An 18934-nucleotide genomic window follows, 5' to 3' on the forward strand; every position below is an offset into this window, starting at 1 on the left:
GATTAATCGCCCTTATAATTTTGAATCAAGTAAAAACAATATGATTAAAATTATGAATATGCTTTCCAATAACTCTTCTTGAAAATATTTAAAGCTTTCGTGGCTACTATTAGAAGGCTTTTTTTCATCTTCATCAAAAAGCAATCTCAGGTTTAGGAGGCCAGCCCCTTGCTTTTCCCTACTATCTTTAAGGTCAATACAGGATTTTAATAGCCTTTCTTTTATATCGGTAGATTTTAAATCTTTATGTTTTTCCAATAGCAAAGCAACAGCACCGGAAACTAATGGAGTAGCCATAGAAGTACCGCTTAAAACTTTATATCCATTTAATGTGTCATTGGATAAGGAATTGATATTCACTCCAGGTGCAACTATGTCGGGTTTTTCTACTCCTTCCTTTGTAGGGCCTCTACTGGAGAAAGAGGCTACTTCATCATCAAATGGGTCTATAGTTCTTTTATCGTCTGCAGCTCCTACTGTAATTACATTGGGGCTAACTCCAGGGGATAATATAGTTCTTTCACCTGGTCCGCTATTTCCAGCTGCAGCAACTACAATTATTCCCGCCTTTTCAGCTTCTCTACATGCCTTGCATAGTGGGTCTTTATTATAATCATTATTTGCAGGGCTGCCAAAAGAAAGGTTTAAAATTTTAGTTTTATATTTTTCCTTGGTTTCAATTACATATGATATAGCAGCAATGACGGTGGAAGTACTTCCGCCACCCTGTTTATCTAAAGCTTTAATTGCCAAAATATTTGATTCGGGAGCAATTCCCCTATATTTGCCTTTAGAAGAATAACCATTTCCAGCAATGATTCCAGCAACATGAGTTCCATGTCCATTATCATCATAGGGTTTGTCTTTATTATTAATGAAATCTTTAAATCCTATGATTCTACTATAGGGTTTTATTAAATCTTCATGTGGAGCAACTCCAGTATCTATTACTGCAACAGTTATACCTTTACCTTTATACTGATTTTCATGGGGCAAATAACCATCTACGGTAGGTACAGCAATGTCCAATTGGGTAAATACTTGGGAATCGAAACTAATATATTCAATATCAGGATTATCGGCTAATCTATAAATTGCATCGGTACTGAGATAACAAGCAACTCCATTTATTATAGGCAGTGAATTTTTTACTTTTGTAGATATATTCATAATTCCATTTTCCAATCTTTCATCTCTTTCCCTTAATTGTACTATTACAGGCAGCTCTTCATTCGATTGAGACATAATTTTAGCATTTAAAATAGGGCATATTTTTGAACTGACCATCCCTCTCATATATAAGACCACCTTTCTTGTTCTATTTTATGCGGCCAAATACAAAAATGTGTAAAAAAAAGGCCTTTTATTAGGCCTTTTTTTTCAAGATGATCTTGTATAATTCCCCTACGATGAAGGGGAATATTGAGAAAGATATAACTATCAGCCAATCTTTAAAGCTTAATGCATAAGTGTCAAATATAGGTTGTAAAAATGGCAAATATATTACTACTAACAACAGAACAAAAGAAATCAAAGTAGCGCAAGTCATGGTTTTATTAGAAAACATTCCAATTTCAAATACAGTATGCTTTTCACTTCTAGCAGAATATGCTCTTAGCAGTTCTGCAGTAATTAAAGTAGCAAAGGTAATAGTTCTTGCTTCTATTAAGCTTTCAGCACCGTAGGTTATTAAACCCCATCTGTAAGCAAATAAAGCTCCTAAAGCAATGGCAATACTTTGAACTATTATTCCTCTTATCATTCCTTTATCCAAAATAGGCTCATCTACATTACGGGGAGGAATTTTCATTATTTCAGGCTCTCCCTTTTCCATACCTAAGGCTAAAGCAGGAAAACTATCGGTAACTAGGTTTAACCATAATAATTGAATAGGAATAAGGGGTACTTCTAAACCTAAAAGGATACTTAAGAAAACGATCAATATTTCTCCTATATTACAGGATAAGAGGAAGAATACGAATTTCTTAATATTACTATAAATTATTCTACCTTCCTCAACAGCAGCTACAATGCTAGCAAAATTGTCATCAGTTAAAATTACTTCTGCTGTATTTTTAGCTACATCAGTTCCCGTAATCCCCATGGAGACACCAATATCTGCTTTTTTTAATGCTAAAGCGTCATTAACTCCATCTCCAGTCATAGCAGCAATTTCTCCGTTTGCCTTTAGTGCATCGATTATTCTTACTTTATGTTCAGGGGATACTCTTGCATAAACCCTTTTTTTCTTAACCAATTCTCTAAACTCATTATCTGAGACTTTGTCCAAATCGCTACCCATTATGGCTTCATCCTCATGGCTAGCCATGCCTAATTCCTTAGCAATGGCAAAAGCTGTGTCCTTATAATCGCCAGTAATCATGACGGTTTTAATTCCAGCTTCTTCGCATTTTTGTATAGCTTCCTTAGCTTCCTTTCTAGGTGGGTCTATCATTCCGACCAATCCTACAAAAACCATTTGGTTTTCAACATTTTCAGATGTAACTTTTTCTGGTAGTTTATCAAAAACTTTAAAGGCTAAAGCCAAAACTCTTAATGCATCCCTAGAAAATTTAGTATTAATATTTAATATATCTTCCTTCAACTCTTCAGTAAGAGGAACGATTTTGCCATTAATATAGATGCTATTGCTTCTATTTATAACTATATCAGGAGCTCCTTTGGTGAAGGAAACTAGCTTACTTGGGAAGAAGTTCTCATGGATAGTAGTCATCATCTTTCGTGCAGAATCGAAGGGTATTTCATCTACTCTAGGATATTTTTTGTTTAATTCCTCCTTGGTCATATTTCCTTTACCAGCTAATGTGACTAAAGCTCCTTCTGTAGGATCTCCTAAAATCCTATATCCTTCATCTGTCTTATCTAATACTGCATCATTACAAAGTAAGCCTATAGTTAATAGTGTATTAAGGTTTTCCGACTCCTCTAAGGAAAGAATTGAATCTCCTATTTTAAATTCACCTATTGGTTCATATCCAATTCCGGAAACATCAACAATTTTGTTGTCGGTAAAAACTTTTACTACGGTCATTTCATTTTGTGTAAGGGTTCCAGTTTTATCAGAGCAGATTACAGTAGTACATCCTAAAGTTTCCACAGCTAATAATTTTTTTACTATAGCATTTCGTTTTACCATTCGGTTCATACCTAATGCTAAAACTATAGTTACTATTGCTGGCAATCCTTCAGGAATGGCAGCTACAGCTAAACTAATTGCAATCATAAACATTTCCAAAAGGTCTCTTCCTTGTAATAGACCAATTCCAAATACCAATACACATACAGTTATACAGGCAATTCCTAAGTACTTTCCCAATTGATTCAATCTATTTTGTAAGGGAGTAGCTTCCTCTTCATAGGTTTGAATCATAGTTGCAATTTTTCCTATTTCGGTATCATGACCAGTTCCTACTACTACTCCTTTACCTCTACCATAGGAAACGATGGTGCTCATGTAAGCCATATTCTTCCTATCTCCTAGAGATACTTCGCTGTTAAAAACTTCTTGAGCATTCTTTTCAACTGGTACCGATTCTCCAGTAAGAGATGCTTCTTCTATTTTTAAGTTCGAGCTTTCAATTAATCTCAAATCTGCTGGTATAATATCTCCAGATTCTAACAGTACAATATCCCCAGGGACTAAAGCATTAGCTGGAACGATGGTAGTAGCTCCATCTCTTATTACTTTAGCATTGGGAGCAGCCATTTTTTTCAGAGCTTCTAAGGCTTTTTCTGCCTTCCCTTCTTGGTACAATCCTAATAGAGCATTTATTATAACGATGGATAATATAACAACAGAGTCCGTTTTTTCTCCAACAATATATGAAATGATACTAGCTGCAATTAATATGATAATAAGAAAATCATTAAATTGGGCTAATACCTTAGAAAAAAAACTTTTTTTGGATTCCTCCTTTAGTTCGTTAAATCCATATTTTTCTAATCGCTTTTCTGCTTCTTCACTGGATAGGCCAACTTTATCATCGGTGTTTAAGTTGGTTAACAGATATTCTACATCTTTTTTGTGAAACTCCATGCAAAACCCTTCCTTTCTTTTTTATTATTATACCTCTAATGTTGAAAATTAAAAGGTATATTTGTTAGTTTGTGGTAAATGTTGAATCCTAGAGCAAAGGTTGTTAAAATATAATATGTTAAATAAAAAAGACCTTTGTTTAGCATGATTTGCTAAACAAAGGTCTTGCTACCCAGTTAATAGGGCTAGTTAGCCGGGACTGATCCGTACTGACGACCAACTATTTTAAGCTACTCCCCTTTGTTGATATCAATTATACAATATTTAATTCAAAGATTCAATATAAAAATATTCATAAATTGAAAAATTAAATAGCCGTTTGACAAGTTTAGCTTATTATAAGATAATTTAACCATAAAGGTAGATTGGTATTTTCTTAAGAAATTTATTTCACTTTATATTATAGATGGAGTGATTTTTATGAGTAAAAAGATATTATTGGTGGAAGATGAAAAAGCTATTGCTGAAATAGTAAAGTTTAATTTAGAAAAGGAAGGCTTTTCTGTTGATTTGGCTTTTGATGGAGAAGAAGCTATTGAAAAAGTACATAGCCTTTTACCGGAACTAATCCTTTTAGATATTATGCTTCCTAAAAAAGATGGATTTCAAGTTTTAAAAGAAATAAGAAAGGATTACAAAATTCCCATTTTAATGCTTACTGCTAAAGAAGAAGAAGTGGACAAGGTATTAGGACTAGAGTTAGGTGCAGATGACTATATAACGAAACCCTTTAGCATGAGGGAATTAATAGCTAGAGTGAAAGCTAATTTAAGGAGGGTGGAGTTTTCAAACTCCAATTTAAATAGCGACAATGTATTGGAATTTGGCGATTTGGTTATAGATTTAAATAAGTATGAGGTGCGAAAAAGAGGACAAGTTGTAGATTTAACCCATAGAGAATTTGAATTATTAAAATTCCTTGCTTCTAGCACAGAGCAAGTATTTACAAGAGAACAGTTATTAGAAGAAGTTTGGGGCTATGAATATTATGGAGATATTAGAACAGTTGACGTTACTATTAGAAGGCTTAGAGAAAAGATAGAGGATAAAGATGGAGATTATAAATACATTATGACTAAAAGAGGAGTAGGATATTATTTCAGGAGGGGCTAGCCCATGTTTTCAAGTATTAGATGGAAATTTATCATAGTCTATTTTTTACTCGTGTTTATGGCTATGGTCATTGTAGGAGTATTTATAATAAGGCGGTTTGAAACCCAACAGTTAAACAATAGATTGAATACCATGATAAAACAGGTAGAGACTATTATTAGCACTTCCAGTGATTTATCAGAGGAAGATTGGGGTGAATATATCGAAGGGATCCAAAAGACATTAAATGAGTGGACCTTTTCAGGTTCGGAAACTCTATATGTGATTTATAATGACGACATTTCGAGGATCATTGCTTCATCACATAAAAGTTATCATCAAATTATAGGGCAAAATGCCTTAACATATAGGGACTTAGATCCTACCTTAATCCTAGCAGCTAATAATGGTGAAAAGAGTTCAGGTATTAAAAAAGACTTGAATGAAAATTTTCTTTACCAACATTTAGCTTATCCAGTACTTAATGAAATTGGACAAGTAAAGGGCATACTATATATGATTGGAGATTTACAGGATGTATACAATACAATAGATGCAACAAAAAGGATACTTACTAGTGCTACCTTATTGGCCCTATTAATAACGGTAATATTGGGTTTTTTAATTGCAAGCAGTGTAACAGAGCCCATTAGAGATGTGACAGAAAAGGCGGAGAAGATGGCAAAGGGAGATTTTGACCAATTTGTTGAAGTTAAATCCGATGATGAAATTGGCCAGTTAGCTAGTATGTTTAACTATCTTACCCTAAAATTAAAGGACACCATTCAGGAGATGGATTTGGAAAAAAGCAAATTGGATACTATATTCAATTATATGGCCGATGGAGTTATAGCAGTGGATGTTAATGGGCATATAATCCATGCTAACCCTATTGCAATAGATATATTAGATTTAGAGGAAACCTTAAATACTGAGTTTAGCAATGATAAAATTTTTTTCATGGAAAGGATAGATTTAAAGGATATAGACTATGAGGATTCAACTACTCTTGAAGGAGAAAAAACGGTAAAAATCAAAGACACGGTATATCGCATTAAATATGCTCCTTTTAGGGATGAAAGGAACGATATTGGCGGAATAATAATTGTGTTTCAAGATATAACGGAGCAACATAAACTAGATAATATGAGGAAGGAATTTGTTGCTAATGTATCCCATGAATTGAAGACACCAATAACCACTATAAAGTCTTATACTGAAACATTGATGGATTCTGGGGATATTGACAAAGCCCTTTATGAAAAATTCTTATCGGTAATCAATAATGAATGTGATAGAATGGCTCGTATAGTAAGGGATCTGCTTCAACTTTCCAATTTAGATTATAATAAAACTAAATGGAAAAAAGTAAATTATTCGGTAGAGAAATTACTCAAAGAAGCCTGTTTAAAACTAGATTTTTCACTGAAGGAAAAGAACCAAAGCTTATGCTTGGATATTGAAGAGGATATTCCAGATATTGTAATAGATAAGGATGGCATGGAACAGGTTATACTAAATATAATGTCCAATGCCATAAAATATACTCCTGATAATGGAGAAATAACCATATTAGCAAAACAGGTTAATGACAATGTTGTAATTACAGTAAAAGATAATGGAATTGGGATACCTGAGGAAGATATTGGTAGGATTTTTGAAAGATTTTATAGGGTTGATAAGGGTAGAAGTAGGGAATTAGGAGGAACTGGCCTAGGACTATCCATTGCTAAGCAAATAGTAGAAGCGCACGATGGAGATATAATATTAAGGTCAGAATATAATGTGGGTACAGAAGTAGACATTATTCTTCCTATAAAGACTGCTGTAATTCATTCTTAATTGGCTTGTAATATAATTGTAATATAATTGGTGTATAATGTTAATGTGCCTCAGTATGGGATAAAGGAGGTTGAAAGACGTTGAAAAAGTCAATGGCTAGCCTATTGCTAGTTATAATGGTATTATCTTTTTCTACAGCAGGCTTTGCGCAAACTGGAAGTCAACAAAATATGGAAAATTCTAAAGTTGATATAACTAAGTACCAAGTAATTTTGCCGGAAGAAGATTCTATTGCTACTCAAAATAAGGTAGTTTTAATATCTGGTAAGGCCCCTGAAGGAACTAGTATAACTATTGAGGTATATGGAGCCATAGATTTAACGGGGAATAATTATTCCCTAATTAAATTACCTGAAGATGATGACTATATTTTAGTATCTAGTAAAACCATAGAAGCTGGCAAACTGGGTTTTGGTGAAGAAATAGAATTGATATTGGGGATTAATAAAGTAATCATTAAATTTAACGTAGAGGGTGTACCTATTGTAGAAAAAATATTGTATTATTTTGAAAAGGAGCAAGTGGAAATTAGTTTAAAAAATACACTGATAACTCCTGATAGCAAAGAGCATGGTATCGATTAAGGAGATGATTTGTAGTGTATAAAGAAAGGATAAAAACTTTCCTGCTCCTGTTTCTCGTATTTATAAGTATTTTTTTGACGAAACAACTGTGGATGCAAATGCCTTATGATATTTTTTCCTTATTTGAAAGAAGGGAAGCCATATCTGCAAATTTTTTGTTTACCGATATGATTAAACCAGATAAATATCAATTGAATTTTAACGAAAAAAATCATACTTTTTTTTACAGTGATGATGATAACAATCTATGGACAAGTTCTCGGGTTTTTTTAGCAGATATTTTTTCCTCTAATAGCGTCATTATGGAAAACATATCTGCTAAAGAATTATTGAACTTGCATAATAGTAGGTCCATAGTTTTTTATTTTCCAGAAAATTTCAACACCTATATTTTAGCTCGTTCTTTAGGGGTACAGAAACCTGGTGACATAGTGGAAAATATTGCTGATATAAATAGGATTTATTTTTATTTAGGTGCAGGAGAACCCTATATCATTTTCAGCAATGGGAAAGAGAATTTAAAAGTATATAGTTCCAATTTAAATTTGGACAGTATTAAAAATAGGCTTAAGGCCATTGAAAATGCTGATTATACCTATTATTATCCCATTAGAGAGACTTTAAATGTAAACAATGATATTTACATTCCATATAGGATGTCTAAAAATTTACCTATAGTCTATGTAGAAAATGAATTAAAAACTGATGACATAGAGGAAATGAGAGGTATTGCCGAGATATTTTTTAAAAAGGATATCGATTATATAAGGGAAATTATAGAAAACAACGGTTCTATATTGTACTTATATAACCAAAAGGTTTTAAAAATCAATCAAAATGGATTATTAGAATATTTCAGCCCATTAGAGGAGCCTGTAAAGGAAAGAAATCTCTATATTAGCTTGAATACGACTTCGGAATTTTTGTCAAACCACTTAGGAGTTCCAAAGGACCTGTACTTATCTAAAATAGAGGAGATTGAATCAGAAGGAAATCTAGGATATAGATTGACTTTCAAATATAGGATTAGGGGAATCCCTGTAATACTGTCTAAGGACATAGCAGAAGATTTTATTCAAATTGACGTTTTTAATAGCTATATTAGGAATTATAAAAGATTTATCAGAAGAGATATGAATATCAATATTAATGAAGCTGAAGAATCTAAACAGATGTTATCTACCTATTACATCATCAACAACAATTATCAGTTATTAGAAAAAGGGTACTTGGAGGATAATAAACTATCCTTAGAAGCAATAGATGAAGAAGCTTTAAAGGAAGAGGTGCTTTCGTCTATAAAAGATATTTCCTTAACATATTTAGACCCTTGCAATAATAAGCAAAATGAAAGATTAATAGGAGTATGGCTATTAAAGGTAGGAAATAGAACTTATGCTTTTGATGCTTACGATGGTGAGCTTTTGTTTAGCGAAATTAATAGTTAGTCTTGGATGGTGAAAATAATGGATTGGTCAAAAGCTAAGACCATATTAATAGTAGCTTTTATTATTACAAATTTGTTATTAGTCTATGTGCTAATAGGAGAATATCATATTGATGAACCTACACTTAAAAAAGAATTTATTAATGAAGTAATAGAGTTATTAAAGGAGAAAGACATAGGGGTTGCAACTGAAATGCCAATGGAAATACCAAGGTTAAATTCCATGATAGTAGAGTATGAAAATGTAAATATTCAACGATTAAATCTAAACTACTTTAATAATAAAGGGATTATAGAACAAAGTTCTGAAGGTCTTAGCAAAGTTGTAAGAGGCGGGGAATCTTTTTTGCTAATAAATAATAGGTCTATTATCTATGAAAATAGTATTGATGATAAAATATATTCGGATCTAGATGAAGATAAAGCTATTGAATTAGCAGAGGAATTTATTAAAAAGGGTAAGTTCAATACTGATGACATGAAGCTTTCCTTCATTAAAGAAGATAAAGGAACATTCTATATAGAATATTCTAAAATATATGAGGATGTTTATGTTGAAAAGGCTTTTACAAATTTTCAAATAGATAAAAGGGGAGTAAAGAGATTTGAAAGATCCTGGCTAAAAGAAAAAGATTTAGCAGATGTTGAGATATACATTAGCACTGCTCCTAAATCCATATTAGCTCTACTTGGAATGCAGCAGGTATATGGTAAGACCATTACAGATATTTCCCTATGCTATTATTTTGAACCAGAAAAACACGATTATTTAGAAAAGCCTACTGAGGCAAAACAGGGAAAAGCTGTTCCTGCATGGAGAATCCAATTTGATGATGGATATAAGATTTTTATAGATGAGTACTAAAATGAAGAATCTGTTGGTTCTTCTTTTTTGTTTATATATAATAATATATATATGACTATAATATATTGGAGTGAATAAGATGGGATTAAAATTTTGCTCCCTATCCAGTGGTAGTAATGGAAATTGCTTGTACATAGAAACGGATAGGATGAGAATACTTATAGATGGTGGTTTAAGTGGGAAAAGGATAGAAAAGCTATTATCTCATATAGGAATTTGTCCTACTAGTATAAATAGCATTTTAGTAACCCATGAGCATATAGATCATGTTAGAGGGGTAGGAGTACTTTCAAGAAAGCATGATATTCCCATATATGCTAATGAGAAAACATGGATAAGTATGAAAAATATAATAGGTGAAATAAAGGAAAAAAATATAAAGTTAATAGAAACGAATAAATATTTTCAATTGGGAGATATAGATATACTACCCTTTAGTACATTTCATGATGCAGCCGATCCTTTAGGCTTTTGTATCAACTATAAGAAAATAAAAACTAGTATTACAACCGATACTGGCTGGGTAAATGATAATATGAAGGAAATTATTAAAGGGTCTTCCCTTTATTTTATTGAAGCTAACCATGACGTAAAAATGCTCAAGGAAGGAAGATATCCTTGGCATTTAAAAAAGAGGATCTTAAGTACCAGAGGGCATTTATCTAATATAGACTCTGGCAGAGTATTATCTGAAGTATTAACGGGAGATGGCGAGATAGTCATATTAGCACATCTAAGTGAAGAAAATAATAAGCCTTCTATAGCTTATGAAACGGTAAAGGAAAGCATAGAAGAACACGGTATAAAGGTGAATAGGGACCTAGATTTAAATCTGGCTCATAGGGGTAGACCTACCAAAATATTTACTTTAGGGTAGAAGTGGAGGAATGGGTATGTATTTTGAAAGGCCACCTAGAAGAAGAGGAGTTTTTTCATACTTTATAGTAGCTTTAATTGGAGCGATTATTGGAGGGGTGATTAGCGTTTATATTGCACCTAACTACTTATATGGTAAAATAATTCCTATGCCAGAAATTTATCAAAATAGAGAAGTACCTATAAACCAAGGACAGCAAATTAACATTACTCCTATTGACGATATAACAACAGTTGAAGCTGTTGCTAAAAAGGCTATGAGTTTTGTGGTAGGGATTACAACTGTTCAGGTTCAAAGAGAATTTTTCTGGGCAAGAGAAGTATCAGGTGTAGGTTCAGGTGTAATTGTAGATCCAAATGGATATATTCTCACAAATTCCCATGTGGTAGCTGATGGGGATGTAAAACAGATAAACGTATTATTCGAAAATGGAGATACTCTTCCAGGTCAAGTATTATGGAACGATGCTGCTTTAGATTTGGCAATCGTTAAAGTTGAAGCTATGGGACTACCTACAGCCGATTTAGGTAATTCAGATTCTTTAGAAGTGGGGCAATTAGCTGTAGCAATTGGAAATCCTCTTGGTCTAGATTTTCAAAGGACTGTTACTGCTGGAGTCATATCTGGATTGGACAGAACCATAAGAACAAGTCAATATAGTGTTTTAGAAGGATTAATTCAAACGGATGCTTCTATTAACAGGGGAAATAGCGGTGGTCCATTACTAAATAGTAAAGGAGAAGTAATAGGAATTAATACTGTGAAGATCGGGACACAAGTAGGAGAAGGGCTAGGATTTGCAATTCCCATAAACGTTGCAAAACCTATTATCAAGGAAGTTGTTGAAAAGGGAGACTTTAAAGCTGTATATTTAGGTATTGCTGCAACTGAAGTTGAAAGATATGAACGTGAGTGGGGAGTAGATTTAAGTATAGATAAGGGAATTATTATAATTGAAATATCACCCAATACCCCTGCAGATAAGGCAGGATTAAGGCCAGGAGATATAATTACCCACATAGATAATCAGGAACTTCAAAGTATGAATCAGCTAAAAAAAATTCTATACAAGTATAAAAAAGGAGATAAAGCTAGCTTAATGGTAGTTCGTAATGGAAAGCAAATGACTATAAACATTACTTTTTCAGAAGTAAGATAATTTAAAGGTAAGCATTCAGGTTTTATAAATTCTAAATATTGCACATACTACAAATAAGCTATACTCTTAATGAAGTTGGAGTGATTTTATGTATGTAGTCTGTAATGAACATTTAGAAAATGCGATAGATGATTTTATAGAAATTTATGAACAGCCTCCCGATATATATGAGCTGGAAAAGGTAACCTTTACCGATTGGGCTAGTCCTCGTAATTGTAATTATTGTGGTAATTTACCTAAGTATCTGGTTGTTTGATGTATAAGGAGGTTTTTAAATGAAAATCTTTAGTCTGGGGAGAATCCCTATAAAATCATGGGCTAATGAGGTAGAAGAAGAAGCTCTTCAACAGGCCATTAACCTCTCCAATTTACCCTTTGCTCATTCCCATATTGCATTGATGGCTGATGTTCACGTAGGCTTTGGAATGCCAATAGGTGGTGTACTAGCTTCAAAAGGCGTAATTATACCCAATGCTGTAGGGGTTGATATAGGCTGTGGCATTATTGCAGCGAAAACAGATATTTTAGATATAAGCACTGAACAGCTAGAAAACATAGTGGACAAGGCTCATAGAACAATACCTTTAGGTTATGATCATCATAAAAAGCCAAGAGATTGGGAGGGCTTTAACGATCCACCAAATATAAAGGTAATCTTTGAAGAGCTGGATTCAGCCAGATATCAAATTGGTACCTTAGGTGGAGGTAATCATTTTATGAGTATAGAGCGAGGCAGCGATGGCCATATCTGGTTAATGGTTCACTCAGGCAGTAGAAATTTTGGATATAAAATAGCCCATTATTACAATAAGGTAGCTAATAAAATTAATGAGACAACTAAATTATCTCCACCAAAACAGGGTTTAGCAGGTCTTTATTTGGATTCAGAAGAGGGACAGGAATATTTTACTGCGATGAATTATGCCCTTGAATTTGCCAGAGAAAATAGAGACCAGTTGTTAGAACAGTTTTACAGTATTTTTAAGGAAGAAACTAATTCTAAGCAGATATTAGAAAAAATAATTATCCATCATAATTATGCAGCTATTGAAACCCATTTTGGAGAAAAGATAATTGTTCACAGAAAAGGCGCTATTAGGGCCCAATTAGGTGAGTTAGGAATAATACCAGGATCAATGGGGACACCTTCTTATATCGTGGAGGGTTTAGGAAATGAAGAAAGCTTTAAAAGTTGCTCCCATGGTGCAGGCAGAGTAATGTCTAGAAAAATGGCCAATAAAATGATAACTAAAGAGATGGCTGATAAAGCAATGGAGGGAATTGTATATAAGGGTTGGAGAGAAGATCTATCCGAAGCGCCTATGGCTTATAAGGATATAGAAGAGGTCATTGAAAACCAAAAGGATTTAATAAAGCCACTGATTAAACTGGAACCTTTAGGTGTAGTAAAAGGATAATGAAAGATTTTTACAGCATATAAAATAACAAGCGAACTTATGTTTTATATGCTATTTTTTTTGTATTTTGGTATAATACTATTTATAACCATGGATAATGGGAGGTAAAAAATGAGAGTATTATTGGTAAATGATGATGGAATACATTCAGAAGGGATCCGCATACTAGCTAAAGAGCTGGAAAAGGATTATGAAGTTATTGTTGTAGCACCTGAAGAACAAAAAAGTGCACAGAGTCAGGCTATAACCATATCTAAATCTTTAATCGTTAAAGAAATAGAATTAGATGGACTTAAATCAAAGGCTTATAGTGTTTCTGGTACCCCAGCAGATTGTGTTAGAGTAGCTTTAGATAAATTAATTGAGAAACCAGTAGATTTTGTGATTTCAGGCATAAATACGGGTTTAAATGCTGGTATGGATGTGCTTTATTCTGGAACTGTGTCAGCCGCTATAGAAGCTAATATCTACAAATTGCCTTCTATGGCCATATCAGCAGAGTGGTTAGATGGGAAAATAGACTACCATTTAGCAGCAAAGTATGGGAGGTATATACTAGAAAAGGCAAGGGATAATTTTATAAAGAATAATATAGTGCTGAGTATAAATATTCCCTATCTTGAAAATGATCAGGTAAAGGGAATTAAGGTGTGTAAAATTGGAGATATAATATACGATTACTACATCGTAGAAAGCAATGGAGAAAATGGAGAAAAGGTTTTAAAACTGCACGGAAGACAGGATGTGGAATTTGAAGAAGATACAGACAGATATTATCTTTCCCAAGGATATGTTACTATTACTCCTCTCCATTACGACCTAACCAACTTCAATTTAATCGACAAAGTAAGAAGTTGGTTATAGCAAAATAAGTGTACAAGAGATAAAAGAGGAGGAAATAATGAATATAAGAATAATAGCTGTAGGGAAAATAAAAGAAAAGTATTTGCAAGAAGCCATTAAGGAATATTCAAAGCGACTGTCAAGGTATTGTAATTTGGAGATAATAGAAGTAGAAGACGAAAAAGCGCCAGAGAATTTATCTATAAAGGAAGAAGAATTAATTAAAGCAAAAGAAGCAGAAAGGATAAAGTCAAAGATTCAACCTAATTCATATATTATATCCTTGGTAATAGAAGGGAAGAATCTTTCTTCAGAAGAATTTTCGGAAAAGGTACAAAAGTTGATGGTAGATGGAATAAACGACATAACCTATGTAATAGGTGGGTCGTTAGGTTTATCAGAAGAAGTAATTAACCAAAGCGATTTTAAATTATCCTTTTCTAAAATGACATTTCCTCATCAGTTGATGAGGATTATATTATTGGAACAAATATACAGGGGATTTAGAATTATGAGAGGTGAACCGTATCATAAGTAGGACAAGCTCTTGGGTTATAGGATATGTTTAACGGGTTGTCATAAACTGGAGTTAAGTGGTATAATACGTATAAGTAGTAAAAAGTTCATTAGGGGGTACACATGAATGTTAAAAATTAAAATTAGCCGAATGAAAATAGTTATGAGTATATTTTTAGTAATTATAATATTTTTTGGTGCCAAGTATAAATATCAGCATACCTTTTCAACTAATAGGTGGATAAAATATCCTCGTGAGCGTGTGAAGATGGTTGATGACATGTTACAGAAACATAAATTAGTGGGACAGACAAAAAAAGATATAGTGAAATTATTAGGAGATGCAACTAATACAGATTATTTTAAAGAAGATAATAATGTTGTATACTACTTAGGCGATGAACGTGGGTTTATTAGCATAGATAGTGAATGGCTTGTCATAACGTTTGATAACAATATTGTGGTTGAAGTAAAAATTGAAACGGATTGAAATCTTCAACATACAAATAAAAGATAATGCAATTAGATGAACATTGTTTATATTATGTATAACATGGAGCAAACTTTTATCAATAAGGTATAATAAATATATATTATATTATTTCAAAGGGAATGAATGATGGAATTTTTCAAAAGGATATCTGTTTTAGGAGTGGAATATGTTATTTGATATAGATGATATAAGAAGGGCATTACAAGAAGATAATATACAGTGGAGTGGCCATGTTCTAACTAGAATGCAGCAAAGGGAAATTAAAGTAAGAGATATTATAAAATGTGTCTTGAGTGGAGAAATTATAGAATACTATTCTTCAGATTATCCATTTCCAAGTTGTCTTATAGCTGGAAGATGTGATAGTGATAAAGTTCTTCATGTAGTATGTTCATTGGGAGAGGGAAATGTGTGGATGATAACTGCATATTATCCAAATACTAATGAATGGTTAGAAGATTTTAAGACCAGAAGGAGGTAGTAATATGAATTGTGCTTTATGTAAAGGAAAATTAAAAAAAGGAATAGTAAATCATATTATAGATTTAGGAGATGGCATAATTATTATAAAAAATGTTCCTGCCAATACTTGTAATCAATGTGGAGAATATTATGTAGACACTGAAATAGCCATAAAACTAGAAAACATTGTAGAAGAGTTAAGAAAAAATAAAGCAGAAATTCTTATCATTAATTATAATGAAATGGTAGCCTAGGAGCAATTTAATAAGAATATGGTATTTATAAATGATATAGAAGAAATATGTAAAAATATCTCAAATAAAAACTTTGGTGAATTATAAAAATGAAATCATTAGAAGATAGTTAATAAGGTGTTTGACATAGATTATGTTAAATACCTTATTTGTTTATAATAGGTTTTATACATCTATCACTAGATACATTCTATTTATTTTGCGAGTCAAGATGATGCGGTGAACCGTATCATAAGTAGGACAAGCTATGGGTTATAGGATAATGTTCAGGGGGTTATCATAAGCTGAAATTAAACAATATAATATGTATAAGTTTAAATATGTACACTTTAGGGGGGATATTATGTATTTAGGTATGGATGGTAAATATAGTGCATTTGAGGAATTAATGCATTATTATCATTTAAATTTTTATGTATACTATTTTCTACTTTTGATAGTATTTGTAAACTGTATTAAGGTAATAGTAAATTTTACTTCTGTTAAAAAAGGAAAGGTATCAAATATTAACTCAGGTAATATGGACTTACTTATAAGCATATTGGCAGGTATAGGGCTAGGGTATGGAATGCTTTTTCAGGGAGTACTATCTGACATTTCATCTAAATATTTCAAGATTTGGGGTAATAAAATGTTTGTTTTGTGCATAGCTAGTTTTATTTTATTTATTATTCAACTAATTTGTACATTAAGAATAAGAGATATTAAAAACAAACATTAATATCAGATTTATTATATAGCTAAGGCACGTTCTGCATAATATGTAATCAGTGGTAGGGGGAACTTTGATTTTCCACAAAATTAAACTAAGGGGGTATGAAAATATGAAGTATAAAAAACAAATTATTTTTGGCCTAATTTTATTAATAATATTTAGTGCATTCTTTCTTAAAAATACAAAAGTTAATAGAAAGATTGCTAAAGACCTAGAAATAAAAATACCATATACTTTGTATTTCTATTATACAGATAGTCATGGCGGATTTTTAGGAGATGGTGTAGCGTTAGGAAGGGCAGAATTAAAAGATAAAGATATAGATAAACTTTTAAAAGACCCAGAAGGCCATTGGACTAAAACACCTATACCAAAGGAATTAAATACTATGTTATATGGATGCGAAAGTTATCACTCTGATTTAGCTATAAGATTAGCAATGAAGAATATAGAAAATGGATATTGGATATATATAGATAGGTTTGGAAATAAAAGAGAGTATTTAAAGGGAGAAGAAATAGATAGATATACTAATAATTATAGTATAGGATTGCTAGACTTAGATGAAAAAAGATTTTACTATATAAAATTCGATAGTTAATATACATTAGTATATAAGTACATGACTAAAAATAGTTATTAGATTTATTAAGAATAAGTATAGAAGAAAGCAAATGATTATACGAGGAGGCGTAGCATTGAATCATATATCAAGAAAAGATATTAATCTCGGTCTGATTTTTGTTATTTTATTTTCTATATCAATAGTTGGTGGTTTTATAAAATGGCCTTTATTTATATTTGCTGGTGTTTTTCTATTTTCCTATATTGTATTAGATAGAAAAAGGTTAAGATGCCCAAATTGTGGAGCATATGAAAATCTTGATAGGTTGATATATGCTAAGAATCATGTACATCATTGTAGACGTTGTGGTGAAAGAATTAAAATATTATGATTAAATTTAATTAAGGTTGATTTTGTTTTGTATATCTACTACCAAATAGGTTTTGCTAGTTGAACCGATACGGTGAACCGTATCATAAGTAGGACAAGCTATGGGTTGTAGGGGAGACCTTTGGTCTCCTGTGTATGACTATAATAAATTGTTATTAAATGATATAATGTATATAGGTAGTATTAAGTGTGACATAGGGATAATATTAAGATGGATGGTGGTTATATGGATGAATTACCACGAAGAAAGAATATTAGATTAAAAAATTATGATTATTCACAAGCAGGATATTATTTTATAACTATATGTAGCAAGGATAAGAAAAGTCTATTTTGGGAAGTAGGGGCGACCTGTGGTCGCCAGTTTGAAAGACCACCATTATCAAATATAGGAGAAATTATTGATTTAGAAATAAATAAAATTAATTCTATTTATGAAAATGTTGAAATCAACAAATATGTTATTATGCCTAATCATATACATATGATTATTATATTATATAATGGAAACGGACGGTCAAAGACCGTCCCTACAATATCTCGTATTATCCAGCAATTTAAAGGTTCTATTTCTAAATAGATTGGCTTTTCATTATGGCAAAAATCATTCTATGACCATATAATCAGAAATGAACAAGAATACCAAGAAATATGGAATTACATAGAAACAAATCCATTGAAATGGGAAGAGATGATAAATATTATATTTAATAGATAATATGATATAATAAATATATATTATATTATTTGAAAGGTAGTGATAAAATGGACACTGCTAAACAAATTTTATTAAAACTTATAGACGAAATTCCAGAAAATCAAATACATGAAATAATAGATTTTATAGGATATTTAAAAATAAAAAATGAGAGAGATATGTTTAAAGAGTTAGAAGAGGCGAGTAAAAGTAGTATGGACTTTTGGGATAATGACATAGATGACGAGGTATGGAATAATGTATAAGCAAGGAGATATATTACTAATTCCAATACCATTTACAGATTTGACATCCAGTAAAAAGAGACCTGTTCTTGTACTATCAAATGATGATTATAATTCTAAAACAGATGATATAATAGTGGCTGCTATTACTTCAAATCTTACATCAAAGGACTATAGCATATTTATTACTAGTAGTGATTTGCTGAAAGGGAATTTAAAAGTGGATTCATGTATAAGAGTAGATAAAATTTATACTTTAGCCCAAAATATTGTTATTAAGAAATTTGGCGAAGTTAATGATGATATTATGAATGGGGTAAAGAATAAAATTAATGAACTAATAAAATAACAGGAGATTCTCCTGTTATTTTTTCTTAATTTTATTTATGTTTTGGAATACCATAATATAAAAG

The 18934-nt window shown here is 31.8% G+C and carries 22 protein-coding genes; 20 read left to right on the top strand and 2 right to left on the bottom strand.

Annotation, left to right across the window (positions count from 1 at the left end; genetic code table 11):
* Positions 1 to 12: 12 nt before the first annotated feature.
* A complete protein-coding gene (locus tag BLV68_RS09990) occupies positions 13 to 1296 on the bottom strand; it encodes a S8 family peptidase (RefSeq protein WP_093753399.1) in 1284 nt (427 codons plus the stop codon).
* 70 nt (positions 1297 to 1366) lie between these two features.
* On the bottom strand, positions 1367 to 4057 hold the full coding sequence (locus tag BLV68_RS09995) for a calcium-transporting P-type ATPase, PMR1-type (protein WP_093753401.1): 2691 nt from the start codon (positions 4055 to 4057) through the stop codon (positions 1367 to 1369).
* A gap of 420 nt (positions 4058 to 4477) precedes the next feature.
* Here BLV68_RS09995 and yycF point away from each other — a divergent pair, with 420 nt between their 5' ends.
* The 20 genes from yycF to BLV68_RS10095 all read left to right on the top strand — a co-directional run bounded on the left by yycF (position 4478) and on the right by BLV68_RS10095 (position 18870).
* Positions 4478 to 5170 carry a response regulator YycF gene (gene yycF, locus BLV68_RS10000; RefSeq protein ID WP_093753403.1) on the top strand — a complete coding sequence of 231 codons (693 nt, stop codon included), beginning with the start codon at positions 4478 to 4480 and terminating at the stop codon, positions 5168 to 5170.
* Between the two features lie 3 nt (positions 5171 to 5173).
* Complete coding sequence (locus BLV68_RS10005; protein ID WP_093753405.1) at positions 5174 to 6991, top strand: sensor histidine kinase; 1818 nt, start codon at positions 5174 to 5176, stop codon at positions 6989 to 6991.
* 80 nt (positions 6992 to 7071) lie between these two features.
* Complete coding sequence (locus BLV68_RS10010) at positions 7072 to 7575, top strand: hypothetical protein (RefSeq protein WP_093753407.1); 504 nt, start codon at positions 7072 to 7074, stop codon at positions 7573 to 7575.
* Between the two features lie 14 nt (positions 7576 to 7589).
* Entirely contained in the window at positions 7590 to 9023 is a 1434-nt protein-coding gene (gene yycH, locus BLV68_RS10015) for a two-component system activity regulator YycH (RefSeq protein ID WP_093753408.1), read from the top strand.
* Between the two features lie 18 nt (positions 9024 to 9041).
* On the top strand, positions 9042 to 9887 hold the full coding sequence (locus tag BLV68_RS10020) for a hypothetical protein (protein WP_093753410.1): 846 nt from the start codon (positions 9042 to 9044) through the stop codon (positions 9885 to 9887).
* Positions 9888 to 9966: 79 nt separating this feature from the next.
* Positions 9967 to 10764 (top strand): MBL fold metallo-hydrolase, encoded by a 798-nt coding sequence (locus BLV68_RS10025; RefSeq protein WP_093753413.1) that lies wholly within the window; start codon positions 9967 to 9969, stop codon positions 10762 to 10764.
* A 16-nt stretch (positions 10765 to 10780) separates the two neighbouring features.
* Positions 10781 to 11923, top strand: a complete 1143-nt coding sequence (gene htrA, locus BLV68_RS10030) for a serine protease HtrA (protein WP_093753415.1) — start codon at positions 10781 to 10783, stop codon at positions 11921 to 11923.
* 88 nt (positions 11924 to 12011) lie between these two features.
* A complete protein-coding gene (locus tag BLV68_RS10035; protein WP_093753417.1) occupies positions 12012 to 12179 on the top strand; it encodes a CxxH/CxxC protein in 168 nt (55 codons plus the stop codon).
* Positions 12180 to 12198: 19 nt separating this feature from the next.
* Positions 12199 to 13341: an RtcB family protein gene (locus BLV68_RS10040; RefSeq protein ID WP_093753419.1), complete on the top strand. Its 1143-nt coding sequence runs from the start codon at positions 12199 to 12201 to the stop codon at positions 13339 to 13341.
* Positions 13342 to 13452: 111 nt separating this feature from the next.
* Positions 13453 to 14205: a 5'/3'-nucleotidase SurE gene (gene surE / locus BLV68_RS10045; RefSeq protein WP_093753421.1), complete on the top strand. Its 753-nt coding sequence runs from the start codon at positions 13453 to 13455 to the stop codon at positions 14203 to 14205.
* Between the two features lie 37 nt (positions 14206 to 14242).
* Positions 14243 to 14722 carry a 23S rRNA (pseudouridine(1915)-N(3))-methyltransferase RlmH gene (rlmH, locus tag BLV68_RS10050; protein WP_093753423.1) on the top strand — a complete coding sequence of 160 codons (480 nt, stop codon included), beginning with the start codon at positions 14243 to 14245 and terminating at the stop codon, positions 14720 to 14722.
* Between the two features lie 105 nt (positions 14723 to 14827).
* Entirely contained in the window at positions 14828 to 15190 is a 363-nt protein-coding gene (locus BLV68_RS10055) for a hypothetical protein (RefSeq protein ID WP_093753425.1), read from the top strand.
* A 169-nt stretch (positions 15191 to 15359) separates the two neighbouring features.
* Positions 15360 to 15674: a DUF4258 domain-containing protein gene (locus BLV68_RS10060; RefSeq protein ID WP_093753427.1), complete on the top strand. Its 315-nt coding sequence runs from the start codon at positions 15360 to 15362 to the stop codon at positions 15672 to 15674.
* A gap of 4 nt (positions 15675 to 15678) precedes the next feature.
* Positions 15679 to 15909, top strand: a complete 231-nt coding sequence (locus BLV68_RS10065; RefSeq protein ID WP_093753429.1) for a type II toxin-antitoxin system MqsA family antitoxin — start codon at positions 15679 to 15681, stop codon at positions 15907 to 15909.
* Positions 15910 to 16252: 343 nt separating this feature from the next.
* A complete protein-coding gene (locus BLV68_RS10070) occupies positions 16253 to 16630 on the top strand; it encodes a hypothetical protein (protein ID WP_093753431.1) in 378 nt (125 codons plus the stop codon).
* Positions 16631 to 16733: 103 nt separating this feature from the next.
* On the top strand, positions 16734 to 17225 hold the full coding sequence (locus tag BLV68_RS10075) for a hypothetical protein (protein ID WP_093753433.1): 492 nt from the start codon (positions 16734 to 16736) through the stop codon (positions 17223 to 17225).
* 97 nt (positions 17226 to 17322) lie between these two features.
* Positions 17323 to 17580 carry a hypothetical protein gene (locus BLV68_RS10080; protein WP_072745130.1) on the top strand — a complete coding sequence of 86 codons (258 nt, stop codon included), beginning with the start codon at positions 17323 to 17325 and terminating at the stop codon, positions 17578 to 17580.
* A 225-nt stretch (positions 17581 to 17805) separates the two neighbouring features.
* On the top strand, positions 17806 to 18159 hold the full coding sequence (locus BLV68_RS10085) for a transposase (RefSeq protein WP_200773748.1): 354 nt from the start codon (positions 17806 to 17808) through the stop codon (positions 18157 to 18159).
* Positions 18160 to 18344: 185 nt separating this feature from the next.
* Positions 18345 to 18542, top strand: coding sequence for a DUF2281 domain-containing protein (locus tag BLV68_RS10090; RefSeq protein ID WP_093753435.1), 198 nt, complete (start codon positions 18345 to 18347; stop codon positions 18540 to 18542).
* Entirely contained in the window at positions 18535 to 18870 is a 336-nt protein-coding gene (locus BLV68_RS10095; protein WP_093753437.1) for a type II toxin-antitoxin system PemK/MazF family toxin, read from the top strand. Before BLV68_RS10090 ends, BLV68_RS10095 begins: the two co-directional genes overlap by 8 nt.
* The last annotated feature ends 64 nt before the right edge of the window (positions 18871 to 18934 follow it).

The sequence above is a fragment of the Tepidimicrobium xylanilyticum genome, assembly GCF_900106765.1.
Classification (GTDB): domain Bacteria; phylum Bacillota; class Clostridia; order Tissierellales; family Tepidimicrobiaceae; genus Tepidimicrobium; species Tepidimicrobium xylanilyticum.

Coding starts and splice junctions, on each gene's coding strand:
- BLV68_RS09990 (WP_093753399.1), bottom strand. CDS start 1,296: ATGAGAGGGATGGTCAGTTCAAAAATATGCCCTATTTTAAATGCTAAA.
- BLV68_RS09995 (WP_093753401.1), bottom strand. CDS start 4,057: ATGGAGTTTCACAAAAAAGATGTAGAATATCTGTTAACCAACTTAAAC.
- yycF (WP_093753403.1), top strand. CDS start 4,478: ATGAGTAAAAAGATATTATTGGTGGAAGATGAAAAAGCTATTGCTGAA.
- BLV68_RS10005 (WP_093753405.1), top strand. CDS start 5,174: ATGTTTTCAAGTATTAGATGGAAATTTATCATAGTCTATTTTTTACTC.
- BLV68_RS10020 (WP_093753410.1), top strand. CDS start 9,042: ATGGATTGGTCAAAAGCTAAGACCATATTAATAGTAGCTTTTATTATT.
- BLV68_RS10025 (WP_093753413.1), top strand. CDS start 9,967: ATGGGATTAAAATTTTGCTCCCTATCCAGTGGTAGTAATGGAAATTGC.
- htrA (WP_093753415.1), top strand. CDS start 10,781: ATGTATTTTGAAAGGCCACCTAGAAGAAGAGGAGTTTTTTCATACTTT.
- BLV68_RS10035 (WP_093753417.1), top strand. CDS start 12,012: ATGTATGTAGTCTGTAATGAACATTTAGAAAATGCGATAGATGATTTT.
- BLV68_RS10040 (WP_093753419.1), top strand. CDS start 12,199: ATGAAAATCTTTAGTCTGGGGAGAATCCCTATAAAATCATGGGCTAAT.
- surE (WP_093753421.1), top strand. CDS start 13,453: ATGAGAGTATTATTGGTAAATGATGATGGAATACATTCAGAAGGGATC.
- rlmH (WP_093753423.1), top strand. CDS start 14,243: ATGAATATAAGAATAATAGCTGTAGGGAAAATAAAAGAAAAGTATTTG.
- BLV68_RS10055 (WP_093753425.1), top strand. CDS start 14,828: ATGTTAAAAATTAAAATTAGCCGAATGAAAATAGTTATGAGTATATTT.
- BLV68_RS10060 (WP_093753427.1), top strand. CDS start 15,360: ATGTTATTTGATATAGATGATATAAGAAGGGCATTACAAGAAGATAAT.
- BLV68_RS10065 (WP_093753429.1), top strand. CDS start 15,679: ATGAATTGTGCTTTATGTAAAGGAAAATTAAAAAAAGGAATAGTAAAT.
- BLV68_RS10070 (WP_093753431.1), top strand. CDS start 16,253: ATGTATTTAGGTATGGATGGTAAATATAGTGCATTTGAGGAATTAATG.
- BLV68_RS10075 (WP_093753433.1), top strand. CDS start 16,734: ATGAAGTATAAAAAACAAATTATTTTTGGCCTAATTTTATTAATAATA.
- BLV68_RS10085 (WP_200773748.1), top strand. CDS start 17,806: ATGGATGAATTACCACGAAGAAAGAATATTAGATTAAAAAATTATGAT.
- BLV68_RS10090 (WP_093753435.1), top strand. CDS start 18,345: ATGGACACTGCTAAACAAATTTTATTAAAACTTATAGACGAAATTCCA.
- BLV68_RS10095 (WP_093753437.1), top strand. CDS start 18,535: ATGTATAAGCAAGGAGATATATTACTAATTCCAATACCATTTACAGAT.